The organism is Psychrobacter glacincola (genome assembly GCF_904846075.1).
GTDB classification, from domain to species: Bacteria; Pseudomonadota; Gammaproteobacteria; order Pseudomonadales; family Moraxellaceae; genus Psychrobacter; species Psychrobacter glacincola_C.
Genome location: NZ_CAJGZH010000001.1, coordinates 1236382 through 1253877, shown reverse-complemented (window position 1 = coordinate 1253877; position 17496 = coordinate 1236382). Strand labels below are relative to the sequence as shown.

The following is a 17496-nucleotide window of genomic DNA, read 5'->3' as shown; positions in this document are numbered from 1 at the left end:
ACCTTATGGCTAAATATATTATTGATATTCATTAGAGTTTTTCGTCATTATTCGCTAAAGATAATGGCAGATAAAAAGATATTTGTGCGCCCACCGTGTTTGACAGCTGATAGTTAGCATTGGTTTGTAGCAGTTGGATTCTACCGTTTAAGCTACGTTTAAAACGGTGCTGCTCGCTGCTCATTACTTGGTAAAATTGCTCAATTTCATGCTCGGTATCAATATTGTTTAGCTGCATCATACCGCGCAATGACTTGCATAAGCGCTGACATATCATCAGTCCTAATCCTAGACCACCTGCTTTCGTTGATTGAGCAGCATACTGACTGGGTAGGTTCTCTGGTAGGTGCTGTGCTTTAAGCTGGGCTTGATCAAAGCCGCCAGCATCATCGCTTAGATACAATACCAACCATTGCTTGCCATCGTGTTCTTCTGCCTGACAGCGTAGCATGATATCGGTCGCCCCTTGCTGCACAGCATTGGTCATGCTATTTATCAGTAACTGATCTAATAGTAAATTTGGCAAAGTTAAATGCTGATAATCACTTGCCAGCCAAAAATTGACACCTACTGCTTGCTCACCCAATAATAAGATGCACTGTTGATAGATAGCTGAGATATCGACACGAGTTTCATTCGCTTGCGACCGTCCAGCCCAGCGGCGAATATTAGTCACTACAGCAGCGACACGTTCGTTTCATTGACAATTTGCTGTAGAGCATTCTCTGTTGCCGCATTATCAAGTGGCGCTATGTCGATAGCATTTTTAGACAAACTTGCGTGTTGACTGCGTATCAATAACCCTTGCGCATAATTTTGAATGGTTGCCAGCGGCTGATTGATTTCATGAGCGATAGCACCGCTCATCTCACCGATAACCGCAAAGCGCTCTGATTGGTGTAACTGCTGATCATATTCACGGATTAGTCTATTTTGCCGCACTATCTTTTTTTGCCGCCGCCATGCCAGCCAGCTCATCCACGCATAATTTACTGTCGATATCAGGATAACCAAAATAATCACAGCCATCCATAATCGATGCGCCTTTATCCAGTCGATCATATGCGCGCTCAGCTGCTTTTGGGCGGGATGGCGATTCATCTCATAAAGGATGCGCTCAGCATCGCTACTCGATTCTGCTGGCAACCAGCGCTGCTCTAATTGACTCTTGCCAAATAAATGTTGATTGATCTGGCGCACCAAAGCATCTGGCGCTTGCTCGGTCGCTGCCAATGTCCAATTTGGGTATATTTTCGTTGAAGAGTGGCAGCTGGATACAGTGGCGACTGGATGAATGAGACGGTATTGCTTGTCATTGATTTGACCGCGCCTCGCCATCTCCTCCATCAAACAAAGCGGCGTAATGGCAGCGTCTACCTTGCCGCTAGCCAAGGCATGCAAAGTGCGCTCTATCGGATAACCGACAAACTGTGTTTGGTAATGACTTGGCATAATGCCATTTTGCTGTAATAAATGCGCGCCCAATAAATAACCGCCAAAGGCGTCAGTGTCGACGGCAGCAATATGACGTTGCTCTAAATCCTGCAGACGATAAATATCACTGTCGGCAGCGACCCATAAAGCACTGGCGACCTCTTCCATCGCACTCGGCTGTTTTAATGGCGTATATTCATTTAGCTTATTAAATTCATTGGCGAGGGTGACTGTCGTCGATAGCTGATTTTGCGATTGTTGCCCATTAACACCCTCAGCATCAAATCCTTGATTACTAAAAATTTTATCACGAGAACTTTTATTACGAGGACTTCTATCACGAGCGTTTTGCGCATTATTATTTAATTGAGCCGTCTCTGTTTGTAAGGTAGCCAGCCAGCGCCACCTGATGGTATTCATTTTTATAAACTGTACTTGCGGGCCAAGCACTAGCGCAAACTGCTGTGCTTCTATTTGCTGTTGCCAATTCTCCAGCGCCAAAGGTACCAATATTACGGTGTCATCTGATAACTGATCATTAAGCTCGTCAAGCCACGGCTGCCAGCGATTTTGTGCGGCTGTCTCGCCTTGCGGTGCCAGCACGCCCAAATAGTAAGTCTGGGCAGTGGCATTAGATAGCGGCAACCAAGCAGCCCATGCTACCACGGTAATAAAACAAGCCTTTAAGATAGTCCAAATTTTAGACTTTTTATGCATACACCCAGCCTTATATTTGACCTACCAAACGTACATTATAAGCAAAAACCTTAATTATAATGTGGTTTTCCACAATATCACAATATTACCCGCTACCCTATACTAGATGACAGTCGTGTAACTTTTAATTCGCTGAGCTTAAAGCACAAATATTCGATTTCAATTTTGATTTCAATTTTGATTTCAATTTTGATTTCAATTTTGATTTCAATTTTGATTTCAATAAGAATGATTAATGCACCTCATTAAATATGGGTGATGAATTATAAGCTTAGTAAAAATATCTTATGGAGGGCGGGCTTATGAAAAAATGGCCACTGATTATAATGATAGCAGCCATCATCGGGCTTGTGGTTGCCTTTATTATTGGGCAATTACTGCCAAATATGCGCACCAGCAGTAACGATATCGAGGTCAATATCACTGATCCTGCTCTCATCAAGCAGGGCGAATATATCGCACGCACTGCTGACTGTGTCGCGTGTCATACCACGCTCGATGGCGAGACTTATGCAGGCGGTCTGCCTATGCTAACGCCACTTGGGGCAATTTATTCGACCAATATTACACCCGATAAAGAAACTGGCATCGGCAACTATAGTTTCGACGACTTTAAAAACGCCGTGAAGCATGGGGTACGCAGTGATAATAAAGCCTTGTACCCTGCTATGCCGTACCCCTCTTACCAACTCATGCCAGACGAAGACTTAGCCGCGATGTACGCTTTCTTTATGTCCAATGTCAAAGCCGTCAAGCAAGCCAATCTAAAAAGCGAGCTACCTCCGATAGCAAACTGGCGCTGGCCCTTGGCATACTGGCAGGTCTTATTTGATCGCAAGCGTGACTTTGTCCCTGAAACAGACGATGCCCTATTGACTCGTGGTCAATACTTAGTCGAAGGTCCTGGGCACTGCGGCTCTTGTCATACTGGACGCGGTATCGGCTTTCAAGAAATCGCTCTAAGTAATGCAGATTCTAACAAGTATTTGAGCGGTGCCATAATCGATGGTTGGCGCGCTAAAAGTATCCGCGGTGAGCATCGCGGACTTGGTACTTGGACGGTCGCAGAATTAAATGACTTCTTCAAAACTGGTCGTACTGATACCACTGCTGCCTTTGGTGCCATGGCCGAAGTGGTTGAGCATAGCACCCAGTATATGACCGACTACGACATCAACGCCATGTCATCCTATCTAAAAACATTAACGCCAGCACCAAACAAAGAAGCCACACTGCCTGCGAAAAAAGACATCACTACGCAAAAACTGCTAGATGGCGACTATGATTCGCGCGGTTCGATTTTGTACGCCGAATATTGCCAAATTTGTCACCGTGTCGATGGTAAAGGAGTCGCGCGTATTTTCCCAGCGCTTGATGGCAATAGTGCGGTTTATTCTAACAATGCCGATTCGGTACTACAGATTACCTTAAGCGGTGGTCGTATGCCTGAAACCCCACATGACCGTATGGCGTTTACTATGCCTGAATTCAGCAATCTTAGCGATGCAGATGTGGCAGAGGTGGTCAATTATGTCCGCAATAGCTGGACCAACCAAGCGCCTGAAATCGATGTCGATGATGTGGTAAAAATGCGGGCTTTCCTCGCCGAAAAACCAAAAACCAGTACGGATATTGCCCCAAACTTAAGTATTGATGCGCAAACAAAAGGAGCAGAATAATGAAAAGATCTCCACTCAACTTGCCTACTATTGCTAGCGTTATCTCTCAAAAAATGACCATGGGCAACTTAACCACCGCTATCCTTACTGCTTCAGCGCTTAGTATCGCTGCTATCAGTAGTGGTTGCTCGCAGCCCGAGCCTATCGAGCAGAATGCGCCTGAGTACGGCTTAGTCACTGCTGATGATGCTAACGAAGATATCGGCACTTATGTGCTGCCGCAAGATACGGCTATCTTGGATGAACCAAATGCTGATGAGATATTTTATGGTAAACGCTTATTAAACGAAACCAAGCGCTTACTGCCAGAGCATGTGGGCGCGCAGATGAACTGTAACAGTTGCCATATCTCACAAGGTAAAATTCCACTTGGCGACCCGTACATCAATAGTTATAACTTCTATCCGCGCGTGATGCCACGATCTGGTAAGGAAGTTGATTTAACCAAACGTATTAATGGCTGCTTCCAGCGCTCAATGAATGGCAAACCGTTGAAACCTGAATCCCCTGAAATGCTGGCAATGTTGGCTTATATGAAGTGGCTATCGCAAAACACCCCAAAAGAGCAAAAAGTCGATATCCAAAATGCAGGTAAAGTGGATGAATCACTAATCCCAGATCCTGTCCGCGGCGAACAAATTTATAAAGCTCAATGTGCAACTTGTCATGGTGATAATGGCGAAGGCATCAAAGACAGTCGCGGTGATATCGTATTCCCGCCACTATGGGGCGATGAATCCTTTAACATCGGTGCTGGTATGGCACGTACTTACAAGGCAGCGGCCTTTGTAAAATACAACATGCCGATGGGTATTCAGACCAAAGGCTTATGGGGTCACGGAAATGTGCTGAGCGATCAAGATGCCGTCGATGTGGCGCACTTCTTTACTCATCAGCCGCGCCCTGACTTTGCTGGTAAGGTCAATGATTGGCCAAATGGTAAAAAACCTAAAGACGCGCGTTACTGATATCTTAAGAAGACGGTATTTATAAAGACTTTACTTAATAGGACTTCACTTAGCAGACATCATTCTATGCTCGCTTGTGAGTGAGCATTGACACGATAAACCTTTAAGAAAATGCATTTTTCTTAAAGGTTTTTTTGTTACCTATAGTTAATGCTTCTACAAACTTCTCGCTCGTCACTATATAGTTGCTGTATATCAAAATAGTTGCTGTATATCAAAGTCCGCTACCGCCATTTACTATGAGGTCTGTCATGCGCAAAATTCCTGTCTACTCCCACCCTGCTGCCGGTTGGCCTGCGCTGATTTCTTCTACTCGTAAGCTGATGGATTATCAGACTTTTTTACGGGGTAGCATAAGTGTGCTAAAAAGCAACCAACCTAAGGGCGGATTCGACTGTCCGGGCTGCGCTTGGCCAGATCATAAGTCACATAAAGCCATTGATGTCTGTGAAAACGGCATCAAAGTCATCGCCAGTGAGACCATGACAAAAAAAGCCGATGCGCAGTTTTTTGCGCGACATAGCGTCACCGAACTACAAGGCTGGTCGGGCTATGAGCTTGAGCATAGTGGTCGTTTGTCAGAGCCTGTATATTATGATGCTGCGCAAGACCGCTACTTACCAATCTCTTGGGAAGCCGCTTATACATGTATCGCTGAGCAGTTGGGACAGCTTGATTCGCCAGATGAGGCGCTATTTTATACCTCAGGCCGTGTGACCAACGAGCCCGCCTTTATGTATCAGCTGTTTGTGCGCTGTTTTGGCACCAATAATTTACCAGATTGCTCCAATATGTGTCACGAACCAACGTCGGTAATGCTCGGTAGACAGTTGGGTATTGGCAAAGCGACCGTGAAACTGGAAGACTTTGAGCAAGCCAAACTGATATTGATGTTTGGACAAAATCCTGCGACCAATCATCCACGCATGCTTGAAATGCTTGCTCATGCTCACGAGCAAGGCTGTCGGATCCTCTCAATCAACCCTATGCGCGAACAAGGCTTACGTAAATTTAGAAATCCGCAAAAGCCCATGCATATGGCGGCAGGTCAAAGTGATGAGATGGTCGATGAGGTCATTCAAATTCAGATCGGCGGCGATGCAGCACTCTTAACCGGTATCGCTAAGTGGCTGACTAAAAACAATAAAATCGATCAGAGCTTTATCGATGAACATACCTCAGGATATGAGGCACTCGACGCTTGGCTGCGCCAACAATCATGGCCGGATGTGGAACGTGGGTCTGGTATCAGTAAAGAGGAAATCATTAATATAGCAAAACTGGTAGCGGCGAGTCCTGCGACCATTTGCACGTGGGGGATGGGCGTCACTCAGCACGTCCAAGGCGATGACAATGTAGCGATGATTACCAACCTATTATTATTGATGGGGATGATTGGTATTGATGGCGCAGGCGCGTCTCCCGTTCGTGGTCACTCTAACGTACAGGGCGACCGTACCATGGGCATCCATGAGCGCCCTGCACAAAAGCTACTAGACAACCTTGAGCGTGTGTTTGAACGTCCGATGCCACAAAAAAATGGCTTTGATGTGGTCTCTGGTGCGAAAGCATTGATTGCTGGTAAGCTTAAGGTCTTTATGAGTATGGGCGGTAATTATGCCGTGGCAGCACCTGATACCAGTGCAATTCAACACGCTTTAACCACCACTCAGCTCAATATTTTTGTCGGTACTAAACTTAATGAAACTATGCTGTATCCGGGCGCGAACAATCTTATTCTGCCTTGCTTAGGTCGTACCGAACGTATTATCACTGCCAAAGGTGAGCAATTTGCCACTATCGAAGATTCCATGTGTCAGATTGTACCCACTCGAGGCAACCTGAAACCCGTCAGCGATACGTTGAAATCTGAAGCACAAATTGTGGCAGATATCGCCACTCATGTGCTTGGTGCTGATTCGTCCATTCCTTGGCAAGCAATGAGTGAAGACTTTGACATCGTTCGTGATTATATCGCCCAAGCGATTGGCGGTTTTGAAGACTTTAATCAGCGTATTCGCGAAACCGAGCGTGGCTTTCATTTATACCATTCTGCGCGTCATCGTGTATGGAATACTGATAGTGGCAAAGCGCAATTTGAAGTACCACAATACCCTATCACCTACGTCGCAGCACAAATGGCAGAGACCACCTTAGCCTTTCACCATGACAAAAAACCTAATGATAATATTAATAGTGCACAAAACAATGAACAAAAAATTTGGCAATTGACCAGTGTCCGTAGCCATGACCAATTTAATACCATGATTTTCGGATTTGAAGATCGCTATCGCCAAACCAATCGCCGTGATGTGTTATTTATGCACCCAGATGAAATGACTCGTTTGGGTTGGCAAGCAGGTGACCGAGTAATGGTATCCCGTCATACCACCTCAAATGGTTCAAATAACACAGGCGGTACCGTTCAGCCACGCACGCTAGGGCCGTTAGTATTGACTGAGATGGATATCGCCGCTAACGCTGTCGCAACTTATTATCCTGAATGTAATGATTTATTTGATTTAGACACGCATGCACCAGACTCTCACATACCAGCGTATAAATCGACGACCGTTGTTTTGCAACGCGTTGAGGCAAATGCTGGTACGACCGATCATGCATAGTCAGCAACGGGCGGAGCATTGAATGATGCATATATTTAAAAGAAATGATAACTTTGGCAATGACCATAGGATATAACGAGGTATTATGATTGCCCAAAGTGATACTGAAACTGACGCAAAATATAGCGATAGTTTTTTGATAAACACTCTAACAAATAAGACATCAGAAACTCTAAAATCATCTGCAACGCCGCTTGCACGTAATCATTGGGCACAAAAGCATCATTATCTGACAGATAAATATAACCCTAACAACATTATTGAGACCCGTGTTGCTAAGACCAATATTGCACAGACCCCTATGCAGCAAATCAGTATCGATTGCCAATCAGCGAGCTTAGCAGTGGAAGCTGCGGTTGCTATCGTTATCAATGGTATTCACTATGCGGTATTGATGGCAAGCCCTCATCAGCTAGAGTATTTAGCCGTCGGATTTTTGTTTAGCGAAGGCTTAATTCAACATAGTCATGAGCTGCTTGATTGGGAAGTTACCCAACTGAATGATATCGAAAATTATCAACAATTCACGCAAGACTCATTTATAAAGAAACGATTTATAAGAGATGCTACGGATGAAAGTTTAGAATCTGCAGCATTTGAACAAAGCTTATCGTCACTGCAAGATTATGACATTTATGTGGTGGAGCTAGTACTAAACCAGCGTTGTCATCAGCGTATCCAAGCGCAAAAACGTCAGCTAGCAGGGCGTACAGGTTGTGGTATGTGCGGCATCACAGGGCTAACACAAGCACTGCCTGACTTGAGTATCTATCGTCAAAACAGACAAAAGACAAATACACCAAGTCTTGACTATCTATTAGCAATACGCCAGCAAGTCGATGCCATGCAGCATACGCACCAATTGACCGGTGCCGTACACGCCGCTGCGACGATGTATAATCAGCAGCTATACCTATTCGAAGATGTAGGGCGCCATAATGCGCTTGATAAGCTGATCGGTTGGCAACTGCGTAATAAAGTAGAGATTAGCTGCGTCCTTATGACCTCACGCCTATCGATTGAGCTGGTACAAAAATCGATTCGTGGGTGCATCCCTTGGCTAGTCGGTATGTCTGCACCTACCAGTACGGCAGTGCGTGTCGCTGAGCGTTATGGCTTAGGATTAGCGGGTTTTTTGCGTGATAAAAGAGTCACTTACTATTCGAATTATTCAGACCTATAAAGTTTTATGCTCGACTCTCTCATGAAGCACACTCATTCATAAACTCTCATTTGCAGCGCCTTAATGACAGACATATAACCCTATTTTTTCGATCATACATTATCTCCTTTTATCACAATCAAAGCTTTTCTAAAACACTATCTATTCCCTATCTCGTTTTATCAAACACACAACGAAATAATCAAGATATTATTTCGTACATTATATTCGATGGTTATGATGTTTTTTGACGAACCATCTCTGACTTTTAAGCTTGATAATGGCTTAATTTGACCTCTTCATACTTTGAATAGTCATTAATTTATGGTCAAATAAGAAGAATTAAGTAGATAATTCGCATTTAGCTAAAAAATAACTTGTAATTTAAATTATATTTGCTAATATAGGCGTCCTTGATTGGCTGGGTGGCAGAGTGGTCATGCAGCGGACTGCAACTCCGTTAACGCCGGTTCGATTCCGACCTCAGCCTCCAATTATTTAGGTTAAAATTTTATTCATATTATATTAATTTTAGCTTGCTTTATTAATATAAATGCTTATAATAGCGACCACTATCTAACAAGTAGAAAGCTTACTTTTAGATAATACAAGTTTTGCCCGGGTGGTGAAATTGGTAGACACAAGGGATTTAAAATCCCTCGCTAGTAATAGCGTGCCGGTTCAAGTCCGGCTCCGGGTACCATTACATAGTCCTATACTATCTTATAGAACAGCTAAAGCCCCTGATATCAGGGGCTTTGTTGTATCTGGCGTTCTATACTGTCCTATGAATCTATCCTAATCCATGCACTTTGAGTATACTGTCAAGTATACCGAGTTTTGAGTCTACTCATGGAGACCTAGGATATGGAAAGAAAAGCGATTAGTTCAGACCGAAGCATTAGCAGTCATAAACCTGAAGATAAGAAGTACTTCGTTGCTGTCAAAAATCATCCCAAACTCTTCTTAATGGTGCGTCCTACTGAAACCAAATCATGGATGTATCGCTACTACCCACCTTCAAACCCCAAACAAAGTATTATCTCCATCGGTATATATCCGAGTATCTCGTATGCTCGTGCCTGTGAAGTTTGGCGTGAGTATGAAGATCTGTTAAGCAAAGGTATTGACCCAAAACTCCATCGTGAAGAAATAAAGAAAAGCATTATTAGTAAAACTAAAAACTCTTTTAATCATTTTGCATGGGAGTACTTTGACGGTCTAGATCAAACTCAGAAGAGCAATACCCTCATTCGTAAGAAAGGTCGTCTTGATCTTATATGCAAATATATTGGTGACGAGCCAATCAGCGAGATCACCTCTCCTAAAATGCTTGAAGTCCTGTTAGACATTCAAGCTAACTCATTAAATAAAGCTGGCAAACCCACAGATAAGGCTGAACGCTGTGCAGGTATCGCTAGCGACGTATTTGTCTATGCTGGTGCTCGCGGCTTCTGTAGTAGCAATCCAGCTGCCTTGATCAAAAGCCAATTGGCTAAATCGAGCTATGGTCATCGTCCTGCGATCACTAAGCCTAAAGAATTAGCTAAGCTGCTACGTGATATCGAGACTATAGAAGGTGATCCAAACACTATCAATTCCCTTAGGCTATTAGCATTACTCTTTGTGCGTAATGGTGATCTACGCCGTATGCGCTGGGCTGACTTAGATCTGGAAGCTGGTAGGTGGCGGTTAAAGCCTTTAAAAGGCCAAGGCAAGGTAAATATGGTCAAGGACATGGTCGTGCCCCTACCTCGTCAAGCAGTAGCTATTTTGCGTGAGCAGCAGCAAATCAATGGTCATACTAAATTTGTCTTCTACAGTGAGACAGCAAAAAAGCATCAGATCATCTCTGATGCGACAGCGAATAAGCGTTTAAAAGATTTGGGCTACAAAGACATTCATTGTGCTCACGGCTTTAGAGCTACAGCGAAAACCATCTTACAAGAGCAATTAAAGTATCCTCTCGTGCTTGTTGAGATGGCTTTGGGTCATACAACCAAAGATCCTAATGGCACGGCATATGGTCGATTCGAATACATTGACGATCGTAGTGATATGATGCAGAAGTGGGCTGATTATTTAGATGCTTTGCGAGAAGGTAGAGATACGGCAAAGTTTAGAGCGGATGCGCAAACCAAAGCTGACTCTACCGCGCAGCTACAAGCATTAATTGATCAGCTTGGTGAGGACAAAGTGCTTGGATTACTTAGCCGTAAAGTCTCCGGCTAAAATTTAAAAAAATATTGAGCAATATAATATTTACTAAAAACTGATTGTAAGCTAATAGCCTTACATTAAGAAAGGTGTGAGTCCTATCGGGAGTTTCCCAAACTTTGTGTAACTGCTTATAATCCACTAACCGGAGAATAAGCAATGACTACTCAATCTGACATTAAAAAACTGGCCGAGCAAATGGCCAGCAGCATGAACAGCTTTGATGATATCAAAGACTTCCAGAAGCAGCTCATGCAGTCGTTTATCGACACTGCCCTTGAAGCTGAGATGGAAGACCATCTTGGCTACCCCAAGCATGAAAAGGCGGATAAGCCAAACAAGCGCAACGGACATACTAGAAAGACCGTCCGCAGTGATAGCGGCGCGCTTGAGATCTCCACCCCAAGAGACCGTGATGGTGACTTTGAACCTGCGTTAGTGCGTAAGCATCAAACCCGTATCAGTGGCCTTGATGATAAAATAATCATGTTTTATGCCAAGGGTCAAACCACCACTGAAATTGTCGAAACCATCAAAGACATCTACGACGTTGATATATCAAGCTCTCTTGTCTCAAGAGTCACGGATAACCTCTTAGATGACATCACCGCATGGCAGAACAGGCCACTGAGCAGCATCTATCCTATCGTCTATTTGGACTGCATCGTCGTGAAGATACGTCAAGACAAGCAGATCATCAACAAGGCTATCTATCTAGCGCTAGGTGTTGCTCTTAACGGTAAAAAAGAGCTGCTTGGTATGTGGTTATCAGAGAATGAGGGCGCTAAGTTCTGGCTGGGCGTTCTCACTGAGCTACAAGACCGCGGAGTACAAGACATCTTAATCGCTTGTGTCGACGGCTTAAAGGGCTTCCCCGATGCTATCAACACCGTTTATCCCAACGCTCAGGTTCAGCTGTGTATCGTGCATATGGTGCGTTACTCCATGAAGTTTGTACCATGGACGGATAAGAAGGCCGTAGCGGCTGATTTAAAGGCCATCTATGGCGCTGATACGCTTGAGATGGCAGAGGCCAATCTTGAGCACTTTGATGAGGTGTGGGGCGAGAAATACCCGCACGTGGTTAAGTCTTGGCGCAATAACTGGGAGGGCTTAACGGTGTTCTTTGGCTACCCTAAAGACATCAGAAAAGCGGTTTATACCACCAATGCGATAGAGTCGCTAAACAGTGTGATTCGGACGGCGGTGAATAAGCGTAAGGTGTTCCCCTCTGATCAGGCTGCATTTAAAGTGGTCTATTTAGCAACTCAGCAGGCATCCAAAAAGTGGTCTATGCCCATTCGTAACTGGACGTCTGCTTTAAATCGCTTTATGATTATGTTTGATGATCGTATTAGTAAGCATTTAATCTAAATGGCAGTTACACAGAATTTGGGATGGTCTCTTTTTTATAGCTATCCATCAATTCTAAATCCTAGTCCAGAGGTTTGAGTATTATTTTTTATGAAACTAGCGCTTACATCCCAAGTGTTGTCATAGTATAAAAAAACCGAGTCACTACCCTCACATCCCATTGCATGAATACAGTTACGTTCTACAAACAAGTCTCGAAACTCATAATATGTTAATTTAGCTGCATCATCCTGTTCAACAATCACTACAACACTACCGTCCAACAGTATTCCAAATCCTGCCTTACCTTTATTTTTTGCGATATTTAATGCTGCAAATCTAGCAGAACTTCTTTGCGTAAGGAACTGCTTATGACGTGCTAATGGCTCACCTCCCGGAACAGAATTAACAAGTTGACGACTGTATTGATTGTTTTCGCCATATTTTAAGTTGTTAACAATTAGAGGGTACAATCCTCCGATACACGTGTATGCGTTGCTAGGCGGATCTCCGTATTGAACAACCCACTTATAGTTACTAGTTTGTGAAACGCTCCATAGGCTAGGAAAACTACTACCATATCTTTCACCTGTCCCCAATACAGCAATCCCTTCATTGCCTGTAGTACCAAGAGAAAGATTGTAGTGGTCAACTAATTTAGGACAGCTGATAAGAGGTTTTTATTAAAATAGCGTTTCTCTTTTTCAGCTGGTGTTAAATAATTATTGAAAGTATGCGGTCTCACGGTTTGATAATAGCCCCAAATATAATTACTGATGGCGATCTTAGCTTCAGTAATATCCTCATAACCGCCCTTTGGCATCCATTCTGTCTTAAAGCTTCTAAAGAATCGTTCTGTTGGGGCATTGTCCCAACAATTTCCGCGACGGCTCATACTTTGCGTCATGCCATTACAACTGACCACGGATTCAGCGAATATCTTACTGGTGTAATGAGTGCCTTGATCAGAGTGAAACAACACGCCACTTGGCTTTAAGCGCGTCTGATACGCCATTTGTAGTGCTTTAGCGGTCAATACGCTATCAGGGGAATCTGATTGAGTGCTTTGAATCGTTAAATATTTGACGAATTAGTGCCTTGTACTTGACGATTTCCAAGCAGATGGGCGGCGGCTTTAGTCCATAGTAGTAACTGCTCTTCATCACGCCAAACAGCTTGCACAGAAGGCTTTTATTGACCTGCTTGTCTTGCTCTGCAAGCTGACTGATTAACGATAGCCGTTCAGGCTGTCCAAGGCCAGCAGAGCAGAAGCCTTTTTTAGTATATCGCGCTCCATAGTCAGCCGTTTAACCTGTTTACGCAGTTCTTGGAGCTCTCGCTGCTCATCTGTTAAGGCGTTGCCGACTTTAGGTGCTTCGCCATTTATTTCTTGACGGTACTGAGTCAGCCATTTCTGCAAGGTGGATTTGCCAACGCCCAGTGAGCTTGCCACATCGGGTATTTTACGTTTGTGTTCAACGACTAAGCTGATGGCTTCTAATTTGAATTCTCGGGTATATTGATTGCGCTTGTTGGTCATACTGTTTTCCTCTTTAGGTTAGTATAACCTCTTAGCAGCTGTCCAATTTTATTATGCCACTACAGTTGAACTGTACTACCGTACGCTGTGGACGTAGTGGTAATCCGTAATTCTGTTGCTGATATAAGCGGTAGGCTTCATACTCTTTTTTATAAGGCTGACCTATAGTGTTATAGGTTTTGTTCTTTGAACGTCCCGTTAGATCAATAAACATTTATGCTGTTTCTACCTATTTGAGTCAAAGTTGCTATTGAATGGCAAAGGCTAATGTAATTAAATCCACCGAAACAATAGCCAATCCCACAGCATCTTAAAGAAGCTCGGATAATCGCCATGCGGTCTTGCTGCGCCCATGATATCGATAAACAAGGCAAAGACAGACAAGCCAATGATAGAACCAACGATAAGTAGCACGCCAATACCCGCTTTTTCTAGTAAGCTGTACTCTCGCCTTGGCGGATTGGGCGGGTTTTTATTTAAGTCAAACTTGTCCTTGGGGTCTATGTCACACTCGGCTTCTATCTCAAAAGGAAAGTGCGGGGTGGTTGATGTTAATACGGCTAGGCGACGTCCCAGTAGTTTTAATAACCAAAAAGGTGTTGCAGCTATGTAATGCAGATCAATATCGAGACTAGTTTCAGGATACTCCATATCCTCCCATCTGTTATAAAATTCAAAGCGACTACGCTCAATGCTCTCTTTAACAGTTTCTTTACGCTTATGAATAGGAAAGACATGTCTGATACTATCCGCTACATGCTTGATGTCTTTATTGGTCTTGCTGTTCATATAGGCGTTTACAAAATCAAAATGATGTTTTAAAAACTCGTTTGGGCTGGTATGTATAAAAGGTAGACTAAAGGTGCGCTGAATAATGCCGCTGTCATCTACATCACAGCAGCGAATATCCCAAGGAGTGTTGATATCATTCTGCATATGAATTTTTAGTTTATTCCAGTCGTAGGTTTCCACTTGTTTATTCGCACCAATAACATAGACTTTACCGTTTTTGCGATTAAAGCGAACAGGAAAATAGGTATAGGTAAATAGCTCGCGGCTGAGAAGTCGAATAACAAACCAGAGTATTCCAAAACAGATTACTGTAGTAATAAGGATGCCTAAAAAAGCAATACTTAATCCATCATCTGAGTATACTAAATAAGTAATGGAAAGTCCTACGGCACACCCAAAAGTTCCTAATAAAAATGCAGCACCTTGGATGTGTGTTATTTCACCACGTTCAGACTCCCATCGATCAACTAGCTCCATATAAGTACTGTTAAACTGCACTACTGTTCGCTGTGGTCGCAGTGGTAGTCCATAGCGCTTATCTTGATATAATGGATATACCTTATACTCTTCTTTATAGGGTTGGCCTATAGTATTATAAGTTTTATTTTTCGAGCGACCTGTTAGATCAATAAACATAATATAGTCTCAACTTATCAATCATGTAGTTACATTTATAAAGGTTATAATCAAAGCATGATGAAAACTAAAATAACTATTAGTTTTTATTTTTTTCTAACGCGTCTAATTGACGTCGTAATTTTTTTAGTCTTCGAGCTTTTTCTTCTGCTTTTTGATCATTAATTGGCAGGGATTTGTTTTGTTTCATGACAAGTTCAGTTCGGTCACCTTTTTTGAAATCTATGCTAAATGCTTCTTTAGATTGTTGTATTGGTGAAGTACCTGTGATTTGGTAATCATAATCATCAAAGTCTACTGGGTCATAATCTATAGTAGGCTTATAAAAATCGTTCATATCTAAAGGTTCGGCATTGGCATTGTCTCTATCAAGTCGTTGTCTCGCCATATCAAGCTCTTGCTTTACTTCAGGACTATACTCAACAGGTTCATACTCAATATCTTTATAGTCAAGTGGCTTGTCAGCTTCAAAATATTGATAATCAGGTATATCAGTACTAGAGTTAGATGTAGCTTTTTGATTGTTTGTTGAATTCACAGAGCTATTGCTAGTATCTGAGCCACTGCTGGTTGATTGATCATTATCATCGGATGTTGCTGCTATACTTTCAATGGCTGCTTTATACGCTGCTATATCTGCTGCATGAGATAACCGTAGGCTATCGCTGCCCCAAATACTGTTCTGTATCCATTCTTGAAGCGGTGACAAAGTGAATCTAGCGATTAAAAATCCAACACCAATAGCAATAACAAATAATACCACGCCTATACCTGTCCAGCTGATACTAGCACCGAATAGTATTACACCGCCTTTTAAACCGACTGCTACTACTGCACCAATACCTGAAACTCCAGACACAAAATATAGTCCTGACATTATTGCATTGCCTTTATTTGCAGCTTCATCATAGGCATGGTAAAAATCAAAGCCAGAGAATATAACAGCAGCGCCTATATTAAGTCTTTTTGCCCACCAAGCGTTTTTACTAATAGATTGAGTAAGAGACTCTTTTGTGGCCGCTGAAAGTGCTGGATTTTTAACTTTTATACCTTGTATAGCAACGCGTTGATCTAATATTCCGCCATATAAAAAACCGATACCAGCAATAAGCTTTGCACCGCTCTCAGATACCATTGCTTTTTGTAGTCCTTGCTCTGTAGAACTACTATAAATACCAGCAGCCAAGCTCATACAGGCTATAGCCTGCACCAATGTACCACCCGTAGCTAGTTTGTTCGATATGCTATCTGCTGCTATTCGCGGTTCTATTATCTTAACGAACTCATTTGAGGCAATATCGACAGCATTCTGATAGCGCCTTAAACGTGCTTGAGCTGTTTTGAGATCTGACAAAGCGCCTATATGACCACTTTTAGCTGATGTTTCTAGCGCTTGCAAACGGTCAATTGCCGCTGCTCGTGTAGGTGTACGATTGTTGCTTATAGTTTTGAAGACTGAATTTGCTTCTTTTGTATCTAGCACTAATGTTGTGCCAGTTATATTAGCGTTTAAATCTACACCATCTAAAACTTTTAATTGGTGCATCATTAGACGAGCATACTTTTGCGCGCTCGTTTTTGAGTTTACACTCGTTTGCGTGAGTAGTACATCTGTCAGTCCTGCAATAGCTTGTTTTTTAGTCCCTGCAAATCTCAGTTGCATGATCGGAGCATCAAAATGCAACCCTATTGCATACATAGTTTGAGATATAGTAATGCTACTTGCTTCTTGACTAATTACTTTCAATAATGGCGCACTTAATTGTTCAACAGATTGTTGAATAATCTTTGATTTTTTTAAGATATCATCAGTGTGTTTGCCAGCACGGGTTCCTAATAATGAGGACCATGACGCTTCGAGTACGTTGCTCATCGCAATACCAGAAGCGCCAAAATCTAAGTTTTCCCAATTAAGATTCTTATTACCTTCTGTAGTAACTGCATCGATACAATTTTGATAATTAAAAACTAGAGCGCGGAGTAGGTAGCTTTGCTGATCATTAATGTCTTTAGTCATTAAATCAGCGTATAGTTTAATAGATTCAGAATCATTTACCGTAACCCCTATGCATTCTAAAACTGTCTCGGTATATGACATACCGCTAACCACATCACTGGTATCAAAGTTATACTGCATCTGATCTTTTAAAGTACTGTCGTTTTTAATGAGCTCATTATGAGCTCTAAGAATATATGTTGCTACTTCCTTAAAATTTTTCTCTATTTCTTTAACAGTCACACTATTTAAAAATTCATTCATTTGTTGCTTTCTGTAAAGCTTCTCATACTCTTTTGTCCAAACTTTATTTGCCTGCTTTTCCGCTTCAATCATTATTTGACTTCGTTCGCCAGCTGTCAACGTTAGACTAGCAGT

General features: G+C 42.7%; 15 protein-coding genes and 2 tRNA genes. 9 read left to right on the top strand and 8 right to left on the bottom strand.

Features of this window, described 5'->3' with window-relative positions; all coding sequences use genetic code 11:
• Positions 1 to 31: 31 nt before the first annotated feature.
• Both JMW85_RS05360 and JMW85_RS05355 read right to left on the bottom strand, forming a co-directional pair.
• Positions 32 to 676: an ATP-binding protein gene (locus tag JMW85_RS05360; RefSeq protein WP_201581140.1), complete on the bottom strand. Its 645-nt coding sequence runs from the start codon at positions 674 to 676 to the stop codon at positions 32 to 34.
• Positions 676 to 2151 (bottom strand): PhnD/SsuA/transferrin family substrate-binding protein, encoded by a 1476-nt coding sequence (locus tag JMW85_RS05355; protein ID WP_201581139.1) that lies wholly within the window; start codon positions 2149 to 2151, stop codon positions 676 to 678. The genes JMW85_RS05360 and JMW85_RS05355 overlap by 1 nt, the downstream gene beginning before the upstream one ends.
• Before the next feature lie 302 nt (positions 2152 to 2453).
• On the opposite strand from JMW85_RS05355, the gene JMW85_RS05350 reads away from it, so the two are divergent.
• From JMW85_RS05350 to JMW85_RS05310, 9 genes are all read left to right on the top strand, one after another.
• The gene (locus JMW85_RS05350; protein WP_227681673.1) at positions 2454 to 3830 is read left to right on the top strand and encodes a cytochrome c; all 1377 of its coding nucleotides are present in this window, start codon (positions 2454 to 2456) and stop codon (positions 3828 to 3830) included.
• Complete coding sequence (locus tag JMW85_RS05345; protein WP_265090726.1) at positions 3830 to 4798, top strand: c-type cytochrome; 969 nt, start codon at positions 3830 to 3832, stop codon at positions 4796 to 4798. The genes JMW85_RS05350 and JMW85_RS05345 overlap by 1 nt, the downstream gene beginning before the upstream one ends.
• A gap of 251 nt (positions 4799 to 5049) precedes the next feature.
• Complete coding sequence (locus JMW85_RS05340; protein WP_201581137.1) at positions 5050 to 7422, top strand: FdhF/YdeP family oxidoreductase; 2373 nt, start codon at positions 5050 to 5052, stop codon at positions 7420 to 7422.
• Between the two features lie 85 nt (positions 7423 to 7507).
• Positions 7508 to 8605 (top strand): formate dehydrogenase accessory sulfurtransferase FdhD, encoded by a 1098-nt coding sequence (locus tag JMW85_RS05335; RefSeq protein ID WP_201581136.1) that lies wholly within the window; start codon positions 7508 to 7510, stop codon positions 8603 to 8605.
• Positions 8602 to 8835, top strand: coding sequence for an MSC_0623 family F1-like ATPase-associated protein (locus tag JMW85_RS14530; protein ID WP_227681690.1), 234 nt, complete (start codon positions 8602 to 8604; stop codon positions 8833 to 8835). The genes JMW85_RS05335 and JMW85_RS14530 overlap by 4 nt, the downstream gene beginning before the upstream one ends.
• Positions 8836 to 9003: 168 nt before the next feature.
• A tRNA-Cys gene (locus JMW85_RS05325) sits at positions 9004 to 9077 on the top strand.
• Between the two features lie 123 nt (positions 9078 to 9200).
• Positions 9201 to 9287: transfer RNA gene (locus tag JMW85_RS05320), tRNA-Leu, on the top strand.
• Between the two features lie 164 nt (positions 9288 to 9451).
• Positions 9452 to 10816 carry a tyrosine-type recombinase/integrase gene (locus tag JMW85_RS05315; protein WP_201566905.1) on the top strand — a complete coding sequence of 455 codons (1365 nt, stop codon included), beginning with the start codon at positions 9452 to 9454 and terminating at the stop codon, positions 10814 to 10816.
• A gap of 144 nt (positions 10817 to 10960) precedes the next feature.
• Complete coding sequence (locus JMW85_RS05310) at positions 10961 to 12175, top strand: IS256 family transposase (protein ID WP_087813552.1); 1215 nt, start codon at positions 10961 to 10963, stop codon at positions 12173 to 12175.
• Between the two features lie 41 nt (positions 12176 to 12216).
• On the opposite strand, the gene JMW85_RS05305 is transcribed toward JMW85_RS05310, so the two are convergent.
• From JMW85_RS05305 to JMW85_RS05280, 6 genes are all read right to left on the bottom strand, one after another.
• Positions 12217 to 12627 (bottom strand): hypothetical protein, encoded by a 411-nt coding sequence (locus tag JMW85_RS05305; protein ID WP_201581134.1) that lies wholly within the window; start codon positions 12625 to 12627, stop codon positions 12217 to 12219.
• 179 nt (positions 12628 to 12806) lie between these two features.
• A complete protein-coding gene (locus JMW85_RS05300) occupies positions 12807 to 13169 on the bottom strand; it encodes an integrase core domain-containing protein (RefSeq protein WP_193009431.1) in 363 nt (120 codons plus the stop codon).
• Positions 13170 to 13382: 213 nt separating this feature from the next.
• Positions 13383 to 13694, bottom strand: coding sequence for a transposase (locus JMW85_RS05295; RefSeq protein ID WP_193009432.1), 312 nt, complete (start codon positions 13692 to 13694; stop codon positions 13383 to 13385).
• Between the two features lie 31 nt (positions 13695 to 13725).
• On the bottom strand, positions 13726 to 13908 hold the full coding sequence (locus tag JMW85_RS05290; protein ID WP_157908384.1) for a hypothetical protein: 183 nt from the start codon (positions 13906 to 13908) through the stop codon (positions 13726 to 13728).
• Between the two features lie 59 nt (positions 13909 to 13967).
• Positions 13968 to 15122 carry a DUF6708 domain-containing protein gene (locus JMW85_RS05285; RefSeq protein WP_193009433.1) on the bottom strand — a complete coding sequence of 385 codons (1155 nt, stop codon included), beginning with the start codon at positions 15120 to 15122 and terminating at the stop codon, positions 13968 to 13970.
• 79 nt (positions 15123 to 15201) lie between these two features.
• Positions 15202 to 17454 carry a CvpA family protein gene (locus JMW85_RS05280; protein ID WP_201581133.1) on the bottom strand — a complete coding sequence of 751 codons (2253 nt, stop codon included), beginning with the start codon at positions 17452 to 17454 and terminating at the stop codon, positions 15202 to 15204.
• Positions 17455 to 17496 lie beyond the last annotated feature (42 nt).

Coding starts and splice junctions, on each gene's coding strand:
- JMW85_RS05355 (WP_201581139.1), bottom strand. CDS start 2,151: ATGCATAAAAAGTCTAAAATTTGGACTATCTTAAAGGCTTGTTTTATT.
- JMW85_RS05350 (WP_227681673.1), top strand. CDS start 2,454: ATGAAAAAATGGCCACTGATTATAATGATAGCAGCCATCATCGGGCTT.
- JMW85_RS05345 (WP_265090726.1), top strand. CDS start 3,830: ATGAAAAGATCTCCACTCAACTTGCCTACTATTGCTAGCGTTATCTCT.
- JMW85_RS05340 (WP_201581137.1), top strand. CDS start 5,050: ATGCGCAAAATTCCTGTCTACTCCCACCCTGCTGCCGGTTGGCCTGCG.
- JMW85_RS05335 (WP_201581136.1), top strand. CDS start 7,508: ATGATTGCCCAAAGTGATACTGAAACTGACGCAAAATATAGCGATAGT.
- JMW85_RS05315 (WP_201566905.1), top strand. CDS start 9,452: ATGGAAAGAAAAGCGATTAGTTCAGACCGAAGCATTAGCAGTCATAAA.
- JMW85_RS05310 (WP_087813552.1), top strand. CDS start 10,961: ATGACTACTCAATCTGACATTAAAAAACTGGCCGAGCAAATGGCCAGC.
- JMW85_RS05300 (WP_193009431.1), bottom strand. CDS start 13,169: ATGGCGTATCAGACGCGCTTAAAGCCAAGTGGCGTGTTGTTTCACTCT.
- JMW85_RS05295 (WP_193009432.1), bottom strand. CDS start 13,694: ATGACCAACAAGCGCAATCAATATACCCGAGAATTCAAATTAGAAGCC.
- JMW85_RS05290 (WP_157908384.1), bottom strand. CDS start 13,908: ATGTTTATTGATCTAACGGGACGTTCAAAGAACAAAACCTATAACACT.
- JMW85_RS05285 (WP_193009433.1), bottom strand. CDS start 15,122: ATGTTTATTGATCTAACAGGTCGCTCGAAAAATAAAACTTATAATACT.
- JMW85_RS05280 (WP_201581133.1), bottom strand. CDS start 17,454: ATGATTGAAGCGGAAAAGCAGGCAAATAAAGTTTGGACAAAAGAGTAT.